The organism is Ellagibacter sp., assembly GCF_048412355.1.
Classification (GTDB): domain Bacteria; phylum Actinomycetota; class Coriobacteriia; order Coriobacteriales; family Eggerthellaceae; genus Ellagibacter.
The window spans coordinates 35817-53238 of sequence record NZ_DBFSAP010000020.1 but is presented as its reverse complement, the minus strand read 5'-3'; the positions used below and the strand labels follow the sequence as shown (position 1 = coordinate 53238).

At 60.4% G+C, this 17422-nt stretch carries 14 protein-coding genes; 12 read left to right on the top strand and 2 right to left on the bottom strand.

From position 1 onward, the window contains the following. Positions 1–2: 2 nt before the first annotated feature. The 10 genes from ACMRQN_RS02785 to ACMRQN_RS02740 all read left to right on the top strand — a co-directional run bounded on the left by ACMRQN_RS02785 (position 3) and on the right by ACMRQN_RS02740 (position 12574). Positions 3–1226, top strand: a complete 1224-nt coding sequence (locus ACMRQN_RS02785; protein WP_418733724.1) for a heme-binding Shp domain-containing protein — start codon at positions 3–5, stop codon at positions 1224–1226. A gap of 2 nt (positions 1227–1228) precedes the next feature. Further along, on the top strand, positions 1229–2149 hold the full coding sequence (gene isdE, locus ACMRQN_RS02780) for a heme ABC transporter substrate-binding protein IsdE (protein ID WP_418733723.1): 921 nt from the start codon (positions 1229–1231) through the stop codon (positions 2147–2149). A 6-nt stretch (positions 2150–2155) separates the two neighbouring features. Then, on the top strand, positions 2156–3148 hold the full coding sequence (locus tag ACMRQN_RS02775; protein WP_418733722.1) for a FecCD family ABC transporter permease: 993 nt from the start codon (positions 2156–2158) through the stop codon (positions 3146–3148). Continuing rightward, positions 3138–3986: an ABC transporter ATP-binding protein gene (locus ACMRQN_RS02770; protein WP_418733721.1), complete on the top strand. Its 849-nt coding sequence runs from the start codon at positions 3138–3140 to the stop codon at positions 3984–3986. Before ACMRQN_RS02775 ends, ACMRQN_RS02770 begins: the two co-directional genes overlap by 11 nt. A gap of 107 nt (positions 3987–4093) precedes the next feature. After that, positions 4094–4528 carry a YbaN family protein gene (locus ACMRQN_RS02765; RefSeq protein WP_418733720.1) on the top strand — a complete coding sequence of 145 codons (435 nt, stop codon included), beginning with the start codon at positions 4094–4096 and terminating at the stop codon, positions 4526–4528. 277 nt (positions 4529–4805) lie between these two features. After that, positions 4806–5717 carry an aromatic amino acid DMT transporter YddG gene (gene yddG, locus ACMRQN_RS02760; RefSeq protein WP_418733750.1) on the top strand — a complete coding sequence of 304 codons (912 nt, stop codon included), beginning with the start codon at positions 4806–4808 and terminating at the stop codon, positions 5715–5717. Between the two features lie 197 nt (positions 5718–5914). Further along, complete coding sequence (locus ACMRQN_RS02755; protein WP_418733719.1) at positions 5915–7177, top strand: amidohydrolase; 1263 nt, start codon at positions 5915–5917, stop codon at positions 7175–7177. A gap of 264 nt (positions 7178–7441) precedes the next feature. Continuing rightward, the gene (gene dnaE, locus ACMRQN_RS02750) at positions 7442–10900 is read left to right on the top strand and encodes a DNA polymerase III subunit alpha (RefSeq protein WP_418733718.1); all 3459 of its coding nucleotides are present in this window, start codon (positions 7442–7444) and stop codon (positions 10898–10900) included. Between the two features lie 271 nt (positions 10901–11171). Then, on the top strand, positions 11172–11972 hold the full coding sequence (truA, locus tag ACMRQN_RS02745; RefSeq protein WP_418733717.1) for a tRNA pseudouridine(38-40) synthase TruA: 801 nt from the start codon (positions 11172–11174) through the stop codon (positions 11970–11972). Between the two features lie 2 nt (positions 11973–11974). Next, positions 11975–12574 carry a hypothetical protein gene (locus tag ACMRQN_RS02740; RefSeq protein ID WP_418733716.1) on the top strand — a complete coding sequence of 200 codons (600 nt, stop codon included), beginning with the start codon at positions 11975–11977 and terminating at the stop codon, positions 12572–12574. Between the two features lie 163 nt (positions 12575–12737). Here ACMRQN_RS02740 and asnB read toward each other — a convergent pair whose 3' ends face one another. Together asnB and ACMRQN_RS02730 are read right to left on the bottom strand one after the other, a co-directional pair. Next, positions 12738–14741, bottom strand: coding sequence for an asparagine synthase (glutamine-hydrolyzing) (asnB, locus tag ACMRQN_RS02735; protein WP_418733715.1), 2004 nt, complete (start codon positions 14739–14741; stop codon positions 12738–12740). 134 nt (positions 14742–14875) lie between these two features. Continuing rightward, positions 14876–15244, bottom strand: coding sequence for a hypothetical protein (locus ACMRQN_RS02730; protein ID WP_418733714.1), 369 nt, complete (start codon positions 15242–15244; stop codon positions 14876–14878). A gap of 284 nt (positions 15245–15528) precedes the next feature. On the opposite strand from ACMRQN_RS02730, the gene ACMRQN_RS02725 reads away from it, so the two are divergent. Next, positions 15529–16608 (top strand): helix-turn-helix transcriptional regulator, encoded by a 1080-nt coding sequence (locus tag ACMRQN_RS02725; RefSeq protein ID WP_418733713.1) that lies wholly within the window; start codon positions 15529–15531, stop codon positions 16606–16608. A gap of 15 nt (positions 16609–16623) precedes the next feature. Beyond that, positions 16624–17331 carry a hypothetical protein gene (locus ACMRQN_RS02720; RefSeq protein ID WP_418733712.1) on the top strand — a complete coding sequence of 236 codons (708 nt, stop codon included), beginning with the start codon at positions 16624–16626 and terminating at the stop codon, positions 17329–17331. The last annotated feature ends 91 nt before the right edge of the window (positions 17332–17422 follow it).

Below are 17422 nucleotides of genomic sequence, written 5' to 3'. Positions count from 1 at the left end.
TCATGCACGCCCGCAACTCCTCTTTGCGCGTAAGCGCGATGTTTCTGGCGGTGTGCGCGGCTTGTACGGTAGCGCTGGCCCTTGCGGTTGGCGTTACCGTACTTCAGCCGGGTGCCGCCTATGCTTCCGACTACTACTCCGCCACGGCGACCCCGTGGTATCGCAACCCTGCAACGGGTATCATCGAAGACTCCGGCGGCGAGGACTCCGAGGTCTTGGGCCAGTCCATGACCGAGGGTTGCGTCTCGCCGAACGCGTTCCTCGAAATCGACGACGCAGGCAACCGCTATGTCACGTTGCGCCTGGGCCTTATGGACAATATCAACAATGTGAACATCCTGGCCGATGATGACTGGGTGAACGCGTATTACCAGTGCTCGCCCCAAACCATCGCCGTCGATGGCGCCACCACCGATTTCCGCTTCCTCGTGGGAAGCGAGGGCGCTATCTTCCGCATCAACATGTACGTAGTGCCCATGGGTCGCGAGGTTATCTTCTATGTGACGCTCTCGGGCTTTTCGGAAGGCGTGAACAACGGCGGGTTCTACGTGGAAGGCTCGAGCGGTTCTTCGACGACGGCGACGCCTTCTGCGGGCACTGTCGCGGGGGTGACGGCGTCCACGGGGTCGGCCGTCACCGCGTCAACTGCGCAGTCGGGGGTTACGAGTGCATCGAGCGCGGCTCAGCAGCTGAAGGCCAAGATTGCCGAGGCCGAGCAGCTGCTGAAGAGCTCCACGAAATCCGACGAGCTGAACCAGGCACTGCAAACGGCCCTCGACGAGGCCAAGGCTGTGCAGGAGAAGACCGATCCCGCCGATGACGAGCTCAAGGCTGCTGCCGATAAGCTTGGCGATGCCCTGACCACGTTCAAGAACTCCGTTTCGGCCCAGTCCGTGGCGGGCTCCTCCGATGGCATCGAGGAATACGACGCCAGCGGCAACAAGGTGTCGCAAGACGACGGCGCATCGGCTGCTAGCGTGAACGTGCCCGTCTCGACCCTGGTCGTCGGCGGCGTGCTGCTGGTTGTGATTATCGCGGGCCTGGTGTGGTTCTTCGCGTATTATCGCCCGCGCCATGTGGGCGGTCCCTCGAGTGCCGCTGCCGCTGCGGCAGCGCCTGCGGGCGGGGCGTTTCGGCCCTATGAGGCCGGCCCTGCCGTGTTGCCCGAGGAGAGCGAGTCCACGAATGCATCCGCTTCATCTTTCGCATCTGAACAGGGGAGATAATTGTGACAAGCAGCTTCAACGCGTTTGCGCGGCGCGGCTGCACCCGACGCAGCGCCTTGACCCTCATGGGCCTTGGCGCTGCATCGCTGGCGCTTTCCGGCTGCGTGAACCAGCATCCCGATCGCGATTCGGGCGAGGACGGCCAGCTGCGACTCGTCGCCACGTCGCCCGCTTCCGCCGACATCACCGACAAGCTCAACCTCGACTTGGTGGGCGTGTGCTCAAGCTCCATCAGTTCCATTCCCGATCGCTACGCCGACGCTACGCAGGTAGGCACGGCTATGTCGCCTGACCTGGAGGTTCTTAAGTCGCTCGACCCGAGCTACGTCATTTCGCCGAACTCGCTGCAAAGCGACTTGCAGCCGAAGTACGCTGGCGCGGGGCTTGCCTGCATCTTTCTGAACCTACGCAGCGTGGACGGCATGTACAAGTCCATCGAGGGACTGGGTAAGAAGTTCAACCGCGAATCGGAGGCGAATTCGCTGATCAGCGACTACAACGCTTTCATGACGGATTATCGCCAGAAGAACGCGGGGAAGGAAAGTCCGCGCTGCTTGGTGCTGATGGGCCTGCCCGGCAGCTACATCGTCGCGACCGACAACAGCTACGTGGGCAGCCTCATGGCGCTCGCCGGCGGAACGAACGTGTACCAAGATACGGACATGGAGTTCCTGAACGCCAACACCGAGGACATGAAGCAGAAGGAGCCCGACATCATCCTGCGTTGTGCGCACGCGCTGCCCGACCAGGTTGTGGAGATGTTCAAGGAAGAGTTTTCCACCAACGACATCTGGCGGCATTTCAAGGCCGTCGAGCAGGGGCGCGTCTACGATTTGCCCTACGATCAGTTCGGCATGAGCGCGAAGTTCAACTATCCCGATGCGCTGGATACGCTTCAGCCCATCCTGTATGGGGAAGGGTAGGCCGCCATGGTAAGTATGGGAAGGAAAGTCGCTGCCTTCTGCGTGGTTGTCCTGGGGCTGCTTTTGCTGTTCGTGTTCGCCGTGAACACCGGCAGCCTTCAGGTTTCGCCATTGCAGCTGTTCAATGGCTTGTTCGTGGCGTACGATCCCGATGTCGCAACCATCTATGACCTGCGTTTCCCGCGCATCTTCATCGCCATGGTGGGCGGTGCGGCAACGGCGACCTCGGGCGTGTTGCTGCAGGCGGTCATCCGAAACCCGCTTGCGGATCCGGGAATCATCGGCATCAACGCAGGTGCCTCTCTTGCCGCCATTTTGGTGACGGCGTTTGTGCCTGTATTGTTCTACTTCACGCCGCTGTTCGCCTTTGCAGGCGGATTGGTGGCGTTTGCCCTGGTCTACAGCTTGTCATGGAAGGGTGGGCTTTCGCCTTTGCGCATCATCTTGGTGGGTGTTGCGGTCAGTGCCATGTTCACGGGCATCGCGAGCGCGCTCGATAGCGGCACGGGTTCAAGCATGTCGAGCGTCACGAGCATCGTGGATGCTAACATCACGATGAAGACGTGGAGCGATTTTTGGACGCTTTTGGCGTACGCCGTGGTGGGCCTACTGCTCGCCGTGTGTGTGTGGAAGCGCTGCGATTTGCTGGCGCTCTCTGACAAGACGGCGCGCTCAATCGGCGTGAACGTGGACCGCACGCGTATCTTCGTGTCATGCATTGCCGTGCTTTTGGCCTCCATCTCAACGGCAATCATCGGCCCAATCAGCTTCTTGGGCCTGATCGTGCCGCATATCGCGCGCCTTCTGGTGGGGTCGGGGCACAAGACTCTCATCCCGTTCTCCATGCTGCTTGGCGCGCTTTGCCTGCTTTTGGCTGACACAGTCGGACGCACCATCGCTGCACCGTACGAGATTTCGGCGGCAATCATTATGAGTGTCGTGGGCGGCCCGGCCTTCATTCTGCTGCTGAGGAAAGCGAGGGCGAGCTATGGTGAATAGGGACGAGAACACGACGTACGCCCAGGTGGAAAGCGAGTTGCGGGGTGCAAGTGCTTTGCACGCTTCGGGCAGCTTGTTCACCATTCGGGGCCTAACGTTTGCCTACGGTGACCAAGTGATCTTCGACGGCCTCGACTTGACGTTGCGCGAGGGGCTTGTGACCACGCTCATTGGCGCGAACGGCAGCGGCAAGACCACCCTGTTCAACCTGATGACCAAGCAGTTGCGCCCTCAGGCCGGGGATGTGTATCTTCGACGCGGCAACATCGCCTACATCGGATTGCGTGATTTCGCACGACTGGTTTCGATCGTGCATCAGAACAACACTGCGCCGGGCGATTTGTCCGTCGAGAAGCTCGTGCGCTACGGGCGCGAGCCTTATCACGGCATCGGTCAGGTTGCGAGCACTGAAGAGGATGACGCCATGGTACGGTGGGCTATCGATACGTGCGACCTGCGCGGATTCGCCGAGAAACCAGTGGCTTCGCTTTCGGGCGGCCAGCGTCAGCGCGCCTGGATCGCCATGGCGCTGGCTCAGGGCGCGCGCGTGCTTCTGCTCGACGAGCCCACAACGTATTTGGATGTCCGCTATCAGCTGGATATTCTGCGTTTGGTCCGCCGCCTGAACCGCGAGTTCGGCTTGACGGTGGTCATGGTGCTGCACGATATCAACCAGTCGCTCTATTACAGTGACGAGGTGGTGGCGCTTGCGGGTGGCCGCATTGTGGCGCAAGGCGCTCCCGAACAGTTGGTGACTCCGCAGCTGGTGAAGAAAGTGTACGGCGTTGACCTGGGGATAACCGAGATTAATGGTAAGCCTTTCGTGCTGGCGGTATAAGGCAGGTCTCCCCCTCGAGCGTGTTATCCTTGGTTGATTTCTTATCTAAGCCTTGGTAAACTTTTTCAAATTTGTGAGAGATGTCAAACAGTAAGCAGGTACGATACGTGAACGAACAAGCTGCGCAAATCGAGCAGGGCGTTGCGGTTGAACAGGCAAACCAAGAAAACTTTCGCCTGCGCCACGGCCTGTGGGCGGCGGGAGGCTTCCTCTTCTTCGTGCTGGGGATGGCGGGCGTGGTGCTGCCAATTCTGCCTACGACGCCGTTCATCCTGGTTGCCGCCTTCTGCTTTGCGCGCAGCTCCGATCGCCTGAACAGCTGGTTTAAAGGTACAAAGGTCTACAAGATGGTGCTCGAGGGCTATATGACCAAGCGCTCCATGACGCTGCGCGCGAAGCTCACCATCCTCGTGCCCGTTACCGTGCTTCTGGCTGTGGGCTTTGCCATGATGAGCAGTGTTCCCATCGGCCGCGCGATTGTTGCCATCGTGTGGGTGGGCCATATCGTCTATTTCGGGTTTATCGTGAAAACGGAGCGCTAGGACGTTGTCCCACGTCAGCTGGGACGGTTTCGAAAGCCGAAGCCCTCGCCCGAGGCAATTTCCTCCAGGTCAGAGCTCTTTGAAGCTTGCGCCCTCTTCGCCCCATGCGCCTAGCGGCCCTTCTACCTTGCAACCCCGTGTTGCCCTTCGCTGTAGAGGCGGCGCCCATCGCCGACCCTCCTCCTTGTGCGGGTGACGCTGGCCATTGCGCCCGCGCTCCCTTACAATAAGGCGGTTTGGCGATTTGGTAGGGAAGGAAAGCGGCCGCGTGAGGCGAATGGGCAGAAGCGATCGTGCCACGATGGTGGGCTTTCTTGCGCTCGTGTTCTGGAGCATGATGTTCGGGTTTGTGCGCCTGACCTCGCAGGGTTTCGGCGTCTTGCTCGGCGGTGCGCTCATCTACACGCTTGGCGCGATCTCGCTGTTCATCGTTTTGCGCCCGTCGAGGCCGCGCGCCTATCCTTTGAAGTATTTCCTGGTCAGCGGTGGACTTTTCGTGTTCTACGAGGCAGCTATCAGCGCCTCGATCGGCCTTGCCGCCTCGTCCACGCAAGCAGTCGAGCTCAGCATGGTGAACTATTTATGGCCCTCACTTACCGTTCTTTTGAACTCCACGGCGATGCGCGGCGCGCGCGGATTCGCCCGTGCTCTGCCGGGTGCTGCGGTTGCGACGGTGGGCGTAATGCTCGCTATCGGGGGAGATGCCGGCCTTGACGCGGGCGTCGTTGCGGCGGATATCTCCTCGAATCCACTTCCGTTCGCCCTGACGCTCGCGGCGGCACTTGCCTGGGCGTCCTATTCCGTCGTCACGCCGCACATCACGAACGGCAAGGATGCCACGCCCTATTTCATGATCGGCGTCGCGGCGGTGTTCTGGGTGATGTTCGCCACCTCGGGCGCGCCTGTTCCCCAAAGCATGCCGTCTATCGGGTCGATCCTGGCGCTTCTTGCTGCGATGGGCTCGATCGCCGCGGGATATGCGTGCTGGAACCACGGGCTGCTGTTCGGCAATGTGTCGCGCATGGCGCTTGCATCGTATGCGGCGCCCTTCCTTTCGGTGGTGGCGAGCTCGATCATCTTGGGGCTCGCGCTACCTGGTCTTTTCTGGGCGGGAGTCGCCTTCGTCGTTGCGGGTTCGTTGCTGAACCTGCTCATGGGCAAGCGCGCGGAGAGCCGCGGAGATAACTAAATCGGGAAGGGAAGGCTTAAGGAGCTCACCCGATAGAAGGGCGTCTCTGGTTCTTTTGCGTCCTGACAGCTCGTTTTCTCACCGTTTGTCCGCTTTAATTCTGGTTTTGCGCGAATTTGCCGCTTTGTGCTGGTCTTTCGCACGTTCTTCCAATACCATCATGGTCGATTTGACCTTATCTTTACGGAGGAATCCCCATGCATCCTTGCGCCGATGCCGAAGCGCTTGCTTTCGCCCAATCCGAACCTGCAGGAAAACTGACTGCCGAGCGCGTACGCGATGCGGCCGCGTCCGCCGAGGGCGCCATCATCGAGTGGCGCCGGCTGTTTCATCAGTATCCTGAAGTTTCGGGGAAGGAATCGCATACGCAGGAGATGCTCTGCGACGAGCTCGGTCGCCTCGGGGTGGAATATCGCCGCCTCGATAACAACGGTATCATCGCGATGATTCGCGGGGAGGCCCCCGGAGCCTACGATTCCGCCGGCGTCCCTGCGCGCCGCGTGGCCCTTCGCGCCGACATCGATGCGCTTCCGGTGACCGAGGATACGGGCGCGCCGTTCGCTTCCAAGAACGAGGGCGTCATGCATGCGTGCGGCCACGATGCGCACATGGCCATGATGCTCGGCGCGATCCGCATTCTTCTCGATATGAAATCGCAGCTTAAGGGAGAGGTTCGTATCTTGTTCCAGCCTGCTGAGGAAATCTCGATCGGCGCGCTTTCCATGATCGACGCGGGCGCGCTCGACGGCGTAGACGCTATCTACGGCGCGCACATCTGGAGCGAGGTTGACGCGGGCACGGTGTCGTGCGCACCGGGGCAGCGCATGGCCAATACCGACTGGTTCCACATCGACATTGAGGGCGTCTCCGCGCACGGGTCCATGCCGCACAAAGGCGTCGACGCCGTTGTCGTGGGGGCGGAGATGGTCAACGGGCTGCAGGTGCTCGTCAGCCGCGACGTGTCGCCGTTCGACCCGGTCGTTGTTACCGTCGGCGAGTTCCACGGTGGCGAGGCGCGCAATATCATGGCTGGTCACGCCTATCTTTCAGGAACGGTGCGCACCTGGACCGAAAGGCTGCGCCGCGAGGTTCCCGATCGCCTCGAGCGCATCGTGAGCAAGATAGGCCACGCTTTCGGGGCCAAGGTGAAGTTCACGTTCGAGGAGGGCAACGCGGGCCTCGCAAACGACCCCGTGTGCGCGGAGGTCGCGCGGCGTGCGGTCGTGGATATGCTGGGGGAGTCCGCGGTGTCGGATTACCGCGGTACGCTCTCGGGCGAGGATTTCAGCGAGTACCTGAACATCGTGCCCGGCGTGTTCTGCTTCGTCGGCACGCGAAACCCCGAGGTGGGGGCTTCGCATCCGCAGCACAGCTGCCATTTCACCATCGACGAGAGCGTGCTCGCAAAGGGCAGCATGGTCGCCGCCCAATGGGCCTGCCGCATGTTGGTAGCGGAATAGCGGGCGTCGTCGTGCGCACTTTGCGGGTTCCCTGAGGGCCCGCGGCTGCTTGCGGGCGCTCCGCCCCGATGCTGGCGGAGATTCCTCGCGGCGGCGCATGTCGGGCTCTCGTGCGCCTTCCCTGAAAAACCATCATTTGTTCGCTGTGTTAGCCATGCAAAACTTGCCACTTGCTGCTATGATTAAACGCGAGAAAACAGCTGCGCACTCACACTTGCAAATACACTCCGCGCGCATACCACGTAAGCGATTCGAGGCATATCCATGGCGTTCGTACATTTGCACAATCACACCGAATATTCCCTGCTCGACGGCTTGACCCACGTGAAGGACATGGTTCGTCGCGCCGCCGATCTCGACATGCCGGCGGTGGCTATCACCGACCACGGCGTCATGTCGGGCGTGCCGGAGCTGTGCGACGCGTGCACGGCGGTCGAGAAGGAAACGGGCAAGAAGGTCAAGCCCATCTACGGCTGCGAGGTCTACTTCACCACCGATGAGGAGCTGCGCAAGGACGTAAAGCCGAAGCTGTACCATCTGCTGCTCCTTGCGAAGACCAACGAGGGCTATCACAACCTGTTGCACCTGGTCAGCGAATCGCATGTCGACAACTTCTACTACAAGCCGCGCACGACGTTCTCCATGCTGCAGAAGTACGGCCACGGCATCATCGGCTCGTCCGCGTGCATCGCGGGCATCATCCCGAAGCTTCTGGACAACCGCCAGTTTGACGACGCGGTCGAGTGGGCACGCCGTTTCGCGAGCTGCTTCGACGAGGGCGACTTCTACATCGAGCTGCAAAACCAGGGCCTGCGCACCGACGCCGGCATGACGCAGACCGAGCTCAACCGCCAGCTCACCAAGGTCGCCCAGCTTGCGGGCCTAAAAACCATCGCCACGAACGACTTCCACTACCTTAAGAAGGAAGACGCAAAGGCGCAGGACATCATGCTGTGCATCGGCACGGGTTCGGCGGTGAACGACGCGAACCGCATGCGCTTCGAGAACGACGAGTTCTACATGAAGACGGAAGAGGAGATGCGCGAGGCGCTCTCCGAGTTCCCCGAGGCGTGCGACAATACGGTCGAGGTGGCCGAAAAGATCGACGTCGTGCTCGAGCGCGACTCCATTCTGCCGCGTTTCCCCTTGCCAGAGGGTGAAACCGAGGAAAGCTGGTTCCGCAAGCAGTGCGAGTGGGGCTTGAAGAAGCGCTATGGCGACCCCGTGCCCAAAGAGGCATGGGATCGCTATGAATACGAGGCTGGCATCATCTTGCAGCAGGGCTTCCCGGCGTACTTCCTCATCGTGCAGGAATACATTGCCTGGGCCCGCAGCCAGGGAATCGGCGTCGGTCCGGGCCGTGGTTCGGCCGCAGGCGCCATCTGCACTTATGCCATGGGCATCACCGACCTCGATCCGCTCCCCAACGGGCTTCTGTTCGAGCGCTTCCTGTCGCCCGAACGCGTGGAGATGCCCGATATCGACGTTGACTTCGAGGATGAACGCCGCCAAGAGGTTATCGAGCACATCAAGGAAGTCTACGGCGAGGACCATGTGTCGGGCGTTATCACGTTCGGCAAGCTGCAGGCGAAAAACGCCGTGCGCGATGCTGCGCGCGTGCTCGACTACCCTTACAGCGTGGGCGACCGTATCTGCAAGATGATCGGCGACGAGCTCGGCATCACCATCGACAAGGCGCTCGAGACGAACCCTGACCTGAAGAAGGCCTACGACGGCGAAGAGGACGTGCGCCAGGTCGTCGACGCCGCGAAGTCGATTGAAGGCCACGTGCGCGGCGAGGGCGTGCACGCCTGCGCAACCATCATCTGCCGCGACCCCATGGCCGACCACGTGCCCATGAAGCGCGACACCAAAGGCGGCGGCATCATCACGCAATACGACGGCCACTACACGCCTGACCTGGGCTTGCTCAAGATGGACTTCCTTGGACTGCGCACTTTGGGCGTGCTTTCGCGCGCGTGCCGCAACGTCGAGCAGACCACTGGCGTCAAGATGGTGCCCGAGGAGATTCCCACCGACGACGAGGGCGCCTTCGCCCTTATGCGCTCGGGCAACATGGACGGCCTGTTCCAGGTGGAAGGCTCGCTGTACGTGAGCCTGTTCGCACGGCTCCCACCGCGCCGCTTCTCCGACATCGTCGCATCAATCGCCCTCAACCGTCCGGGCCCGCTCGAGTCCGGCATGGTCGACGACTACGTGAAGGTGGCGAGCGGCAAGACGCCCGTCCACTACTACGACGATCGCCTGCGCCCTGTGCTCGAGGAAACCTACGGCACCATGGTCTACCAGGAACAGATCATGCAGGTGTCCATGGTGATGAGCGGCTTTTCCGCCGGCAAGGCAGACAAGCTGCGCAAGGCAATGGGCAAGAAGAAAATCGACATCATGCGCCTGCTCCAGGAAGACTGGAACAACGGTGCGGTTGAGAACGGCTACTCACTCGACATCGCGAAGAAGATTTGGGATGACGCGGAGAAGTTCGCTAAGTACGCGTTCAACAAGTCGCACTCGGCTGCATACTCCATCCTGGTCATGCGCACGGCGTACCTGAAGGCGCATTACCCCAACGAGTACATGGCCGCAGTGCTGTCGAGCTACATGGGCAACACCGACCGCCTCATCCGCTACATCGCGAGCTGCAACCACAACGGCACGCCCGTGCTGCCGCCGGACATCAATTCGTCGAACGCCGAGTTCACCCCGGTTAAGGATGGCATCCGCTTCGGGCTCGTCGGCGTGCGCGGCGTCGGGCGCAACGTGGCCGACGCCATCATTGCGGAGCGCGAGGAAAACGGCCCGTTCACCAGCCTGCATGACTTCGTGAATCGCGTCGATGCGAAATGCTTTAACCGCAAGACGCTTGAAGCGCTCATCAAGGGCGGTGCCTTCGATTCGACGGGGTACACGCGCAAGCAGCTCATGTACTTCCTGGAGGAAACGCCGCTGCTCGAGAACGCCTCGAAGCGCCAGAAGGATCGCGACGCCGGCCAGGTGAGCATGTTCGACCTGTTCGCCTCCGATGAGGACTCAGGTTTCCAGGAAGACGTGCCCGCGCCCGACGGCATCGAGTGGGACAAGCGCACCAAGCTTGCCTACGAGAAGGAAATCATGAAGATCTACGTGTCTGAGCACCCGCTTGCACCGTACGAGAGCGCGATTTCCCGCATGACGAAGTTCCAGCTGGGTGATTTGGCCGAGCGCACGAAGGAAATCAAGTCAGCGACGTTCGTCGGCATGGTGTCCAATGTGGTGACCAAGCTCACCAAGCGCGGTACGAAGATGGCCACGTTCACGATTGAGGACACGACGGGCCATATGGAGTGCATCTGCTTCAAGTACGACGAGAATGCGGAGGCCATCCACGAGGATGCCATCGTGAAGATCAAGGGCAAGTTCGAGCACAGTGACCGCGGCAACCAGATCATGGCGTTCGAGATTGAGGAAATCGAGTTGAACGAAGCGGATGCTCGCCCCTCGCATCTGCAGCTCAACGTGCCATCGTGTGAGTTTGACCAACAAAAACTGCTGCGACTGAACCGCATCTTGCAATCGTATCCCGGCCGCGATGGGGTCGTGCTTCTCGTCACGCAGTCCGACGGACGCCGCTTTCGTGCGGAGCTGCCGGTCACGGTCGACTCGGGCTCGCCGGTCATGCGAAGCGAGCTGCAGGATTTGTTCGGACGTGGCGCGCTGATCGCTTAGGGAGTTTGTTGTCGCTGGCCTGGGGGGATTCCTCGGGCCAGCGTTTTCTTCTGCCTGATAGCTCATTGCGCGCCGCAGTGTTGCAGGTCGCCCGCGACTTGCCTCAGGTAGCCTCCCTTGGTTCTTCGCAGGTCGGCGCTTCGTGTCCCCCTGGCTCGCCGCAGGTCACCGAATCTCGCCCCTGGCTCTTTGCGGGTCACTGTATCTCGATATGAGATTCGCCGCCTTATTGCTTGCCGTGTTCGCTCGCAAATAAGGTATCATGCTCGTTATGGATAATGTCAAAAACGATATGACGCTTTCGCTTGCCGTCGCCTACAATGGCAAGCCTTTCAGCGGCTTCGCTCGCCAGCCCGGCCAACTTACGGTGCAGGGCGAGATAGAACATGCGCTTGAGCTGCTGTTTCGCCGCGAGGTGGAAACTACGTGTGCCGGCCGCACTGATGCGGGCGTCCATGCGCGCGCTCAAGTGGTGAGCTTCGACATTTCGCCTGATGAATTGCGTGATCGTACGCTTGAAAGTCTCGCCCGGTCGATGAACGCGCTCACGCACGAGGCCATCGTCGTGCGCTCGGTCGACGAGCGCGAACCCGGCTTCTCCGCCCGCTTCGACGCGACGGAGCGCGAGTACCGCTACTTCATCTGCGTCGAGCCTGCGCCGCCCATTTTCCTGCGTGATTTCTCCTGGCACATCCCGAAGTCACTCGATGTCGAGGCGATGCGCGAGGCGTCCCGCGCGCTCATCGGCGAGCACGATTTCAAGAGTTTCTGCATGGCGTCAAGCGCGGTGGGGAAGCCGACGTGTCGCAATGTGCATGAAATCTCGTTCGCTCGCGAAGAGGTAATGGGGGAGCGGGCCGTCGTCATCACGGTGAAGGGCAACGCGTTCCTCCATTCTATGGTGCGCACTATCGTGGGCACGCTTGCCATGGTCGGCCGCGGCCAGCGGAAGCCCGAATGGGTCGCCGATGTGCTCCAGGCGTGCGACCGATGCGCTGCTGGGGAGAACGCACCTGCAGCCGGCCTCGTTTTCTGGAACGTGAGCTACGACGGCGTAAGGGACCACGTCTGATCATGGTGGAGCGAAAGACACATTTTCACGGCAGGCGCGAGTATTTTACGTTCGGCGATGGGTTTCCCGGCTTTGGAGAAACCGACGAGCTCAAAGCCGCACGTTGGAACGCGGATCTCTTTGAGAAGGCACCTGTTTCAGAACCTGAGAATGATCCCGTTGCCTATACGGGTGATGAGGATTTCCCGACGCGTGGCCGCTACAGTGGAGTTGGAGTAATCGTTGACGAAGGGGCCGATTTCGATCCCGAGCCGGCGTCGTGCGATGGCGTCAAAGCCGCTGCAGCTAGCGGGAGTCCCGAACCCGTTGCTCCCGCAAGCAAGCCTGGGCCCATCGCTTTCGCCCGCGGCGCCGAACCTGCCCAGTCGACCAACACCTCCAAGCGAGTTTGCCCTGTCGACGACTCTAAACCCGCTGCTCTCGCATGCAATCCCAAACCCGCTGTCCCCGCAAGCAGCTCCAAACCAGCCGCATCTGTCGAGGCCAAGCTCGACCTCTCGATGTTCCGCGAGCTGTACCGAAGCCGAGACGGGCGCCTCGTGTTCTTCGAGCACCGCGCGACCGGCCATCTCGCCGCCGTCGACGCATCGAAGCTCGTGTAAGCTGAGCACCCTCGGTTTCGGGTGTCGTGGCAAAGCATTCCCGCTGTCCCTCGGCCAATCGCCCGAACTCAAGCGGGGCAGCAATAAGCTTGCTAACAAATAGCGCCCCCTGCATCGATCGGTCGAGCAAGGGGCGCTGCTGTTCTCGCAGTTAGTGAATTCGTTAGCGTGCTTCTGGCTTTTTCGGCACGGTTCGGTCGACGAAGTAGATTTTGTACCACATGAGGAACATGTACACGATCCAGATCTTGCGCGAGCGATCGGCGCCCGCCTTGTGCTCGTCGAGCAGACGCACCAGCTCATCAGTGTTGAAGAACTCGCGCGCGATGTCGCCCGTGAACCATTCCTTCACCATGGTGTAGTAGCGCTCCTCGCGCAGCCAATTCACGACCGGCACGGGGAAGCCGAGCTTCTCCTTCTGCGCCCAGTCCTTCGGGATGGCGAACTCCGCAGCGTCGCGCAGCGTGAGCTTCGTCTGCTGCTCGTTGGCCTTGAGCGACGTGGGGATGGTGGCCGACAAGTCGAACACGCGGCGATCAAGGAAGGGCACGCGCGATTCGAGCGAATGCGCCATCGACATTTTGTCGGTCTTGAGCAGGATGTCGCCCACCAGCCAGAAGTACAGATCGACGTACTGCATGCGCGTCGTCTCGTCGAAATCGGCAACCTCGGCATACACGGGCGCCGTGAGCGATTGCGGGGTGGGGGCGTTGCAGCCGCCTTTGAGCAGGCTTGCGCGCTCCTCGGGTGTGAAGGCGACGCCGTTCGCGTTGGTGTAGTACCAGTCCTCAGGCGTCTCGCTTGCGCGCTCAAGATAGTTCGCGCCGCGCAGATGAAGCACGCGCATCGCATGGGATGCGCCCTTGAGCAGGCCCTTCGGCGCCCAGCTTACCTTCGCGTTGGAGAACGGCGTCTGGTAGATTCGATAGCCTCCGAAGAACTCGTCAGCGCCTTCTCCGGAAAGCACGGCCTTCACCTGGGTGGCGGCAATCTGGTCGACGAAGTACAGCGCCACGGCGGAAGGGTCGGCGGAGGGCTCGTCCATGTGCCACTGTACGCGCGGAAGGCTCGCCCAGTATTCCTCCTCGCCGATGTACTTGTCGGTGTTGGCGATATGCAGGTCGTCCGCCAGCTCGCGCGCCCAAGAAATCTCGTCGCGCATGGTCTTGCCGCCGGCGCCTTCGGCATTGTTCGCCGCCGCCTGCTTGTAGCACTCGAAGCCCACGGTGAACGTCTTGATGTCGGGGTTCTCCTTGGCCAGGCACGCCGCCATGTAGCTGGAGTCGATGCCCGACGACAGGAAGCTTCCGACCTCGACGTCGGCCACGTTGTGATAGCGCACGCTGTCACGCATGACCTCGTCGATTGCGCGCGCGGTGTCCTCGCGGTTGCGGTTTTCATCGAAGTGGTACTCGGGGCGCCAGTAGCGGCGCTCGGTGATGGAGTCGTCGGCGTGCACGGTCATGCAGTGCGCGGGCGCAAGCTTGAAGATGCCCTTGAAGAAGGTCTCCGGCAGCGCGCTGAACTGGAAGCACAGGTACTGCTCGAGTGCCTCTCGGTTGAGCTCGCGGGTGTAGGCGGGATGTTCCAGGATACATTTGATCTCGGACGCGAAGATGAACTGGCCGTTTTGCTGCGTGTAGTAAAACGGTTTGATGCCGAAGAAATCGCGCGCGCAGAAAAGCTCGCGGGTCGCGCGGTTCCAGATGGCGAACGCGAACATGCCGCGCAGTCGGTCGAGCACGCCTTCGCCCCATGCGAGATAGCCCGTGAGCAGTACTTCCGTGTCCGACTTCGTCTTGAACTGCCAGCCCTGCTCCTCGAGTTCGGCGCGAAGGTCCTGGTAGTTGTAGATTTCCCCGTTGAACACGATGGCGAAATCGCCCTTCGCGAGCATGGACTCGGGCGTGCCGCACGGCGTGCCGTCGGGCATGAGCGCGGGGGAGGTGATGGACGAGTCGTGTTCGCCTGTCGCGCGAACCATGGGTTGGTTGCCGTTCGCCAAGTCGATGAGCGAGAGGCGGCGGTGCCCGAGCGCGATGCCGCTTTCCGCGTCGAGATACTGGCCCTCGCCGTCGGGCCCGCGATGCGCCATGATGTCGCACATGGCCTTGAGCGCGGGGGCGTCAGCGCTGGTCGCTTGGGTGAATCCGCAGATTCCGCACATGCAAAAGCTCCTTCATATCGATGTCGTGCGCTCGCGCGCAGCGATTCTCGTGTGGGTAGGTTTCCATGATAGCGAAAGCGCATGACGTGCAGCCTTCTTCTGCGAAAACTGCGGAAACGCCGCGCAAATGGGCGCTAGCGGACGGGCGGCTTGGGCTCGGCCGGGGGAGCGGCTTGAGCGCGGGCGTCGGGCGTGGAGGCAATCGTCACGTCGGGGTTCTCGTACACCACACGGGCTTCGGTTTCCGCACGGGCGAAGTCTTCGGCGGTGAGGGCCGAGCGGAAGATCACGTCGACCGTGCAGCCGAGGTCCTCGGCGATGAAGCGGCGGAACTGCGCGGCGTCGGCGCGTGAGAACGTGCACCCGACATCGAGCAGAAGGCAGGCGTCCCCGCCCGTGCGTGCCTGGTCGGAGGCGTAAAGCGAGAATACCGCGACCTTCGCGATGGCATAGCGTGGCGCGACGCGGGAAACGGCGTCGCGGATGGATCCGAAATCGTTCATGAGATGACTCCTTTGCAGCCTGGCGGGCTTAATGGTTGCGTAGGGTTCCAGTATATCGCCAATCGCGAAGATGGGCGCGCCAGCGGGAGAATTGCGCACGAAGGCGTGCGGGCGTTTTCGCGAGACGCCCTCATCAGCACCAGGTGGGTTAAAGCTCTCGATTCCGCGACATGGCAAGGATAACGGTGTAGTTCTCGCAATCGCGTGATCGCGCGGATGATGGTCTAAAACTAACCCATCAGGGAGGGCATCCTTCAATCATCAAACGAAGGAAGGAGCTTAGGGTGAGCCAGGGCATGCCGGGGCTTCCCAAGAAGATGGTGCCCCTGATGATCCTTGAGATTCTGCGCGAGGAGACGGATGGCGAGCATCACCTGACGCAAAAAGAAATCGGCGAGAAGATTCTCAAGCGCTACGAGCTGTCGGTGGACCGCAAAGCGGTCAAGCGCAACATCGACAACCTCATCGACATGGGGTTTCCCATCGAGTACTCGAAGTCAACGCGCATGATGCCGAACCAGAATACGGGCAAGCTGGAGGAAAACACAACGACGTCCGATTACTGGTACGTGCACGATTTCACCGAGTCTGAGCTCAGGCTGCTTATCGACGGTCTTTTGTTCTCGAAGCATCTTCCCTACAACCAGTGCCGGGAGCTCGTTGACAAGCTGGTGGGGCAGTCGAGTCGCTACTTCAAGCCGCATGTCCGCCATGTTTACACGATGCCCGCTACGCTTCCCCAGAACCCCGAGCTGTTCTTGACCATTGAGACGCTTGACGAAGCGATCGATGCCAAGCGCAAGGTTGCATTCCGCTACCTTGAGTACGGGACCGACGGCAAGCAGCGCCCCAAGCGCCGCGAGGATGGAACGGTGCGCGAATATATCGCGAGCCCCTACCAGATGGCCGCCAAGGAAGGGAAGTACTACCTTATCTGCAACTACGACAAGTACGATGACGTTTCGAACTACCGCATTGACCGCATGGCGGACGTTCGCGTGCTCGATGATGAGCCGGTAAAGCCGTTCGAATCGCTTGAGGGTGCCGGGAAGGCGGGCCTCGATTTGGCGAAGTACATGGCGGAGCACGTCTATATGTATTCTTCGGCCAACGCGCGCTGCAGGTTTCGCGTTACGCGGGCGATGATAAGCGACGTTATTGATATGTTCGGCTCGAACGTCGTCTTTAGCGACGAGACCGACGAGCACGTTACCGTGAGCGCCCACGTGAACGAGCGCGCCATGTGGCAATTTGCGAAGAATTTTGCCCCTGACGTGCTAATATTTGAGCCGAAGTGCCTGGCCGACCAGGTACGCGCCGAAGCCGAGCGCACAATCGAAGCGTATAGGGAATTGGAAGGATAGCGGAGGGATTTTGCAATGAGTGATAAAAACACAATCGACGGCAAGATTTTCGACTTCGCATACGAGCTGGCTATGCGTGATGCAACGATGCGGACGGCATTCACGGGAACAACGATTTATGCTCTGCTGGGCAAGAGGAACCCCAGCACAAAATGTGATGCAACTTTCGAGCAGAAAGAAAACGCCTCGCGCGCTAAGAATGCTGTTTGGCGCTATATCGAGGGAATCCGCACTAATAAGGGGTACAAGGATAAGGATGAGCACGATGCTATCTTCCTTAGAACTGCCAAAAAGGTAATCGATGCGTTCAAAGAGTATAGGGATGGGGGCTCCTCTTTCACCTTTGGTAACGCGCAAAAACTCATCAACATGACCGCGAAATATATCGCCCTAGGTTTTTACATGGATGATTGCAGGGAAAAGTTCCAATATTGTCATTGTCCCATGGACGGCATAATGGTTGAAAAGGTAATCACGTTGCTTGAAGGCCGTGAAGACATACGTGAGACTTTCGGGCTTGAGAAACGCGGTTGGAAAGGCGTGCTTCGAGATACGGCATGGAGCAAGATCGAGAAAGCCGAAGAAGGCTACGACAGATTTCAACTCATCGTGGATTCACTTAGAGGAGATGAATCTGTTCTCGAAGTGTTAGGCGCGCAAAGACCTGTTTCCCGACTTGAATTCGACTTCTGTGTTTGGGGCAGCGACGAAGATGAAGGATAGCGGCTCTGAGGTGGTTCCATTGCCTGGCTCTTCATCTCTATAGAAATCCCAGCAATGTAGCATCCTCGAAACTCAAACATCGAGCCCATTC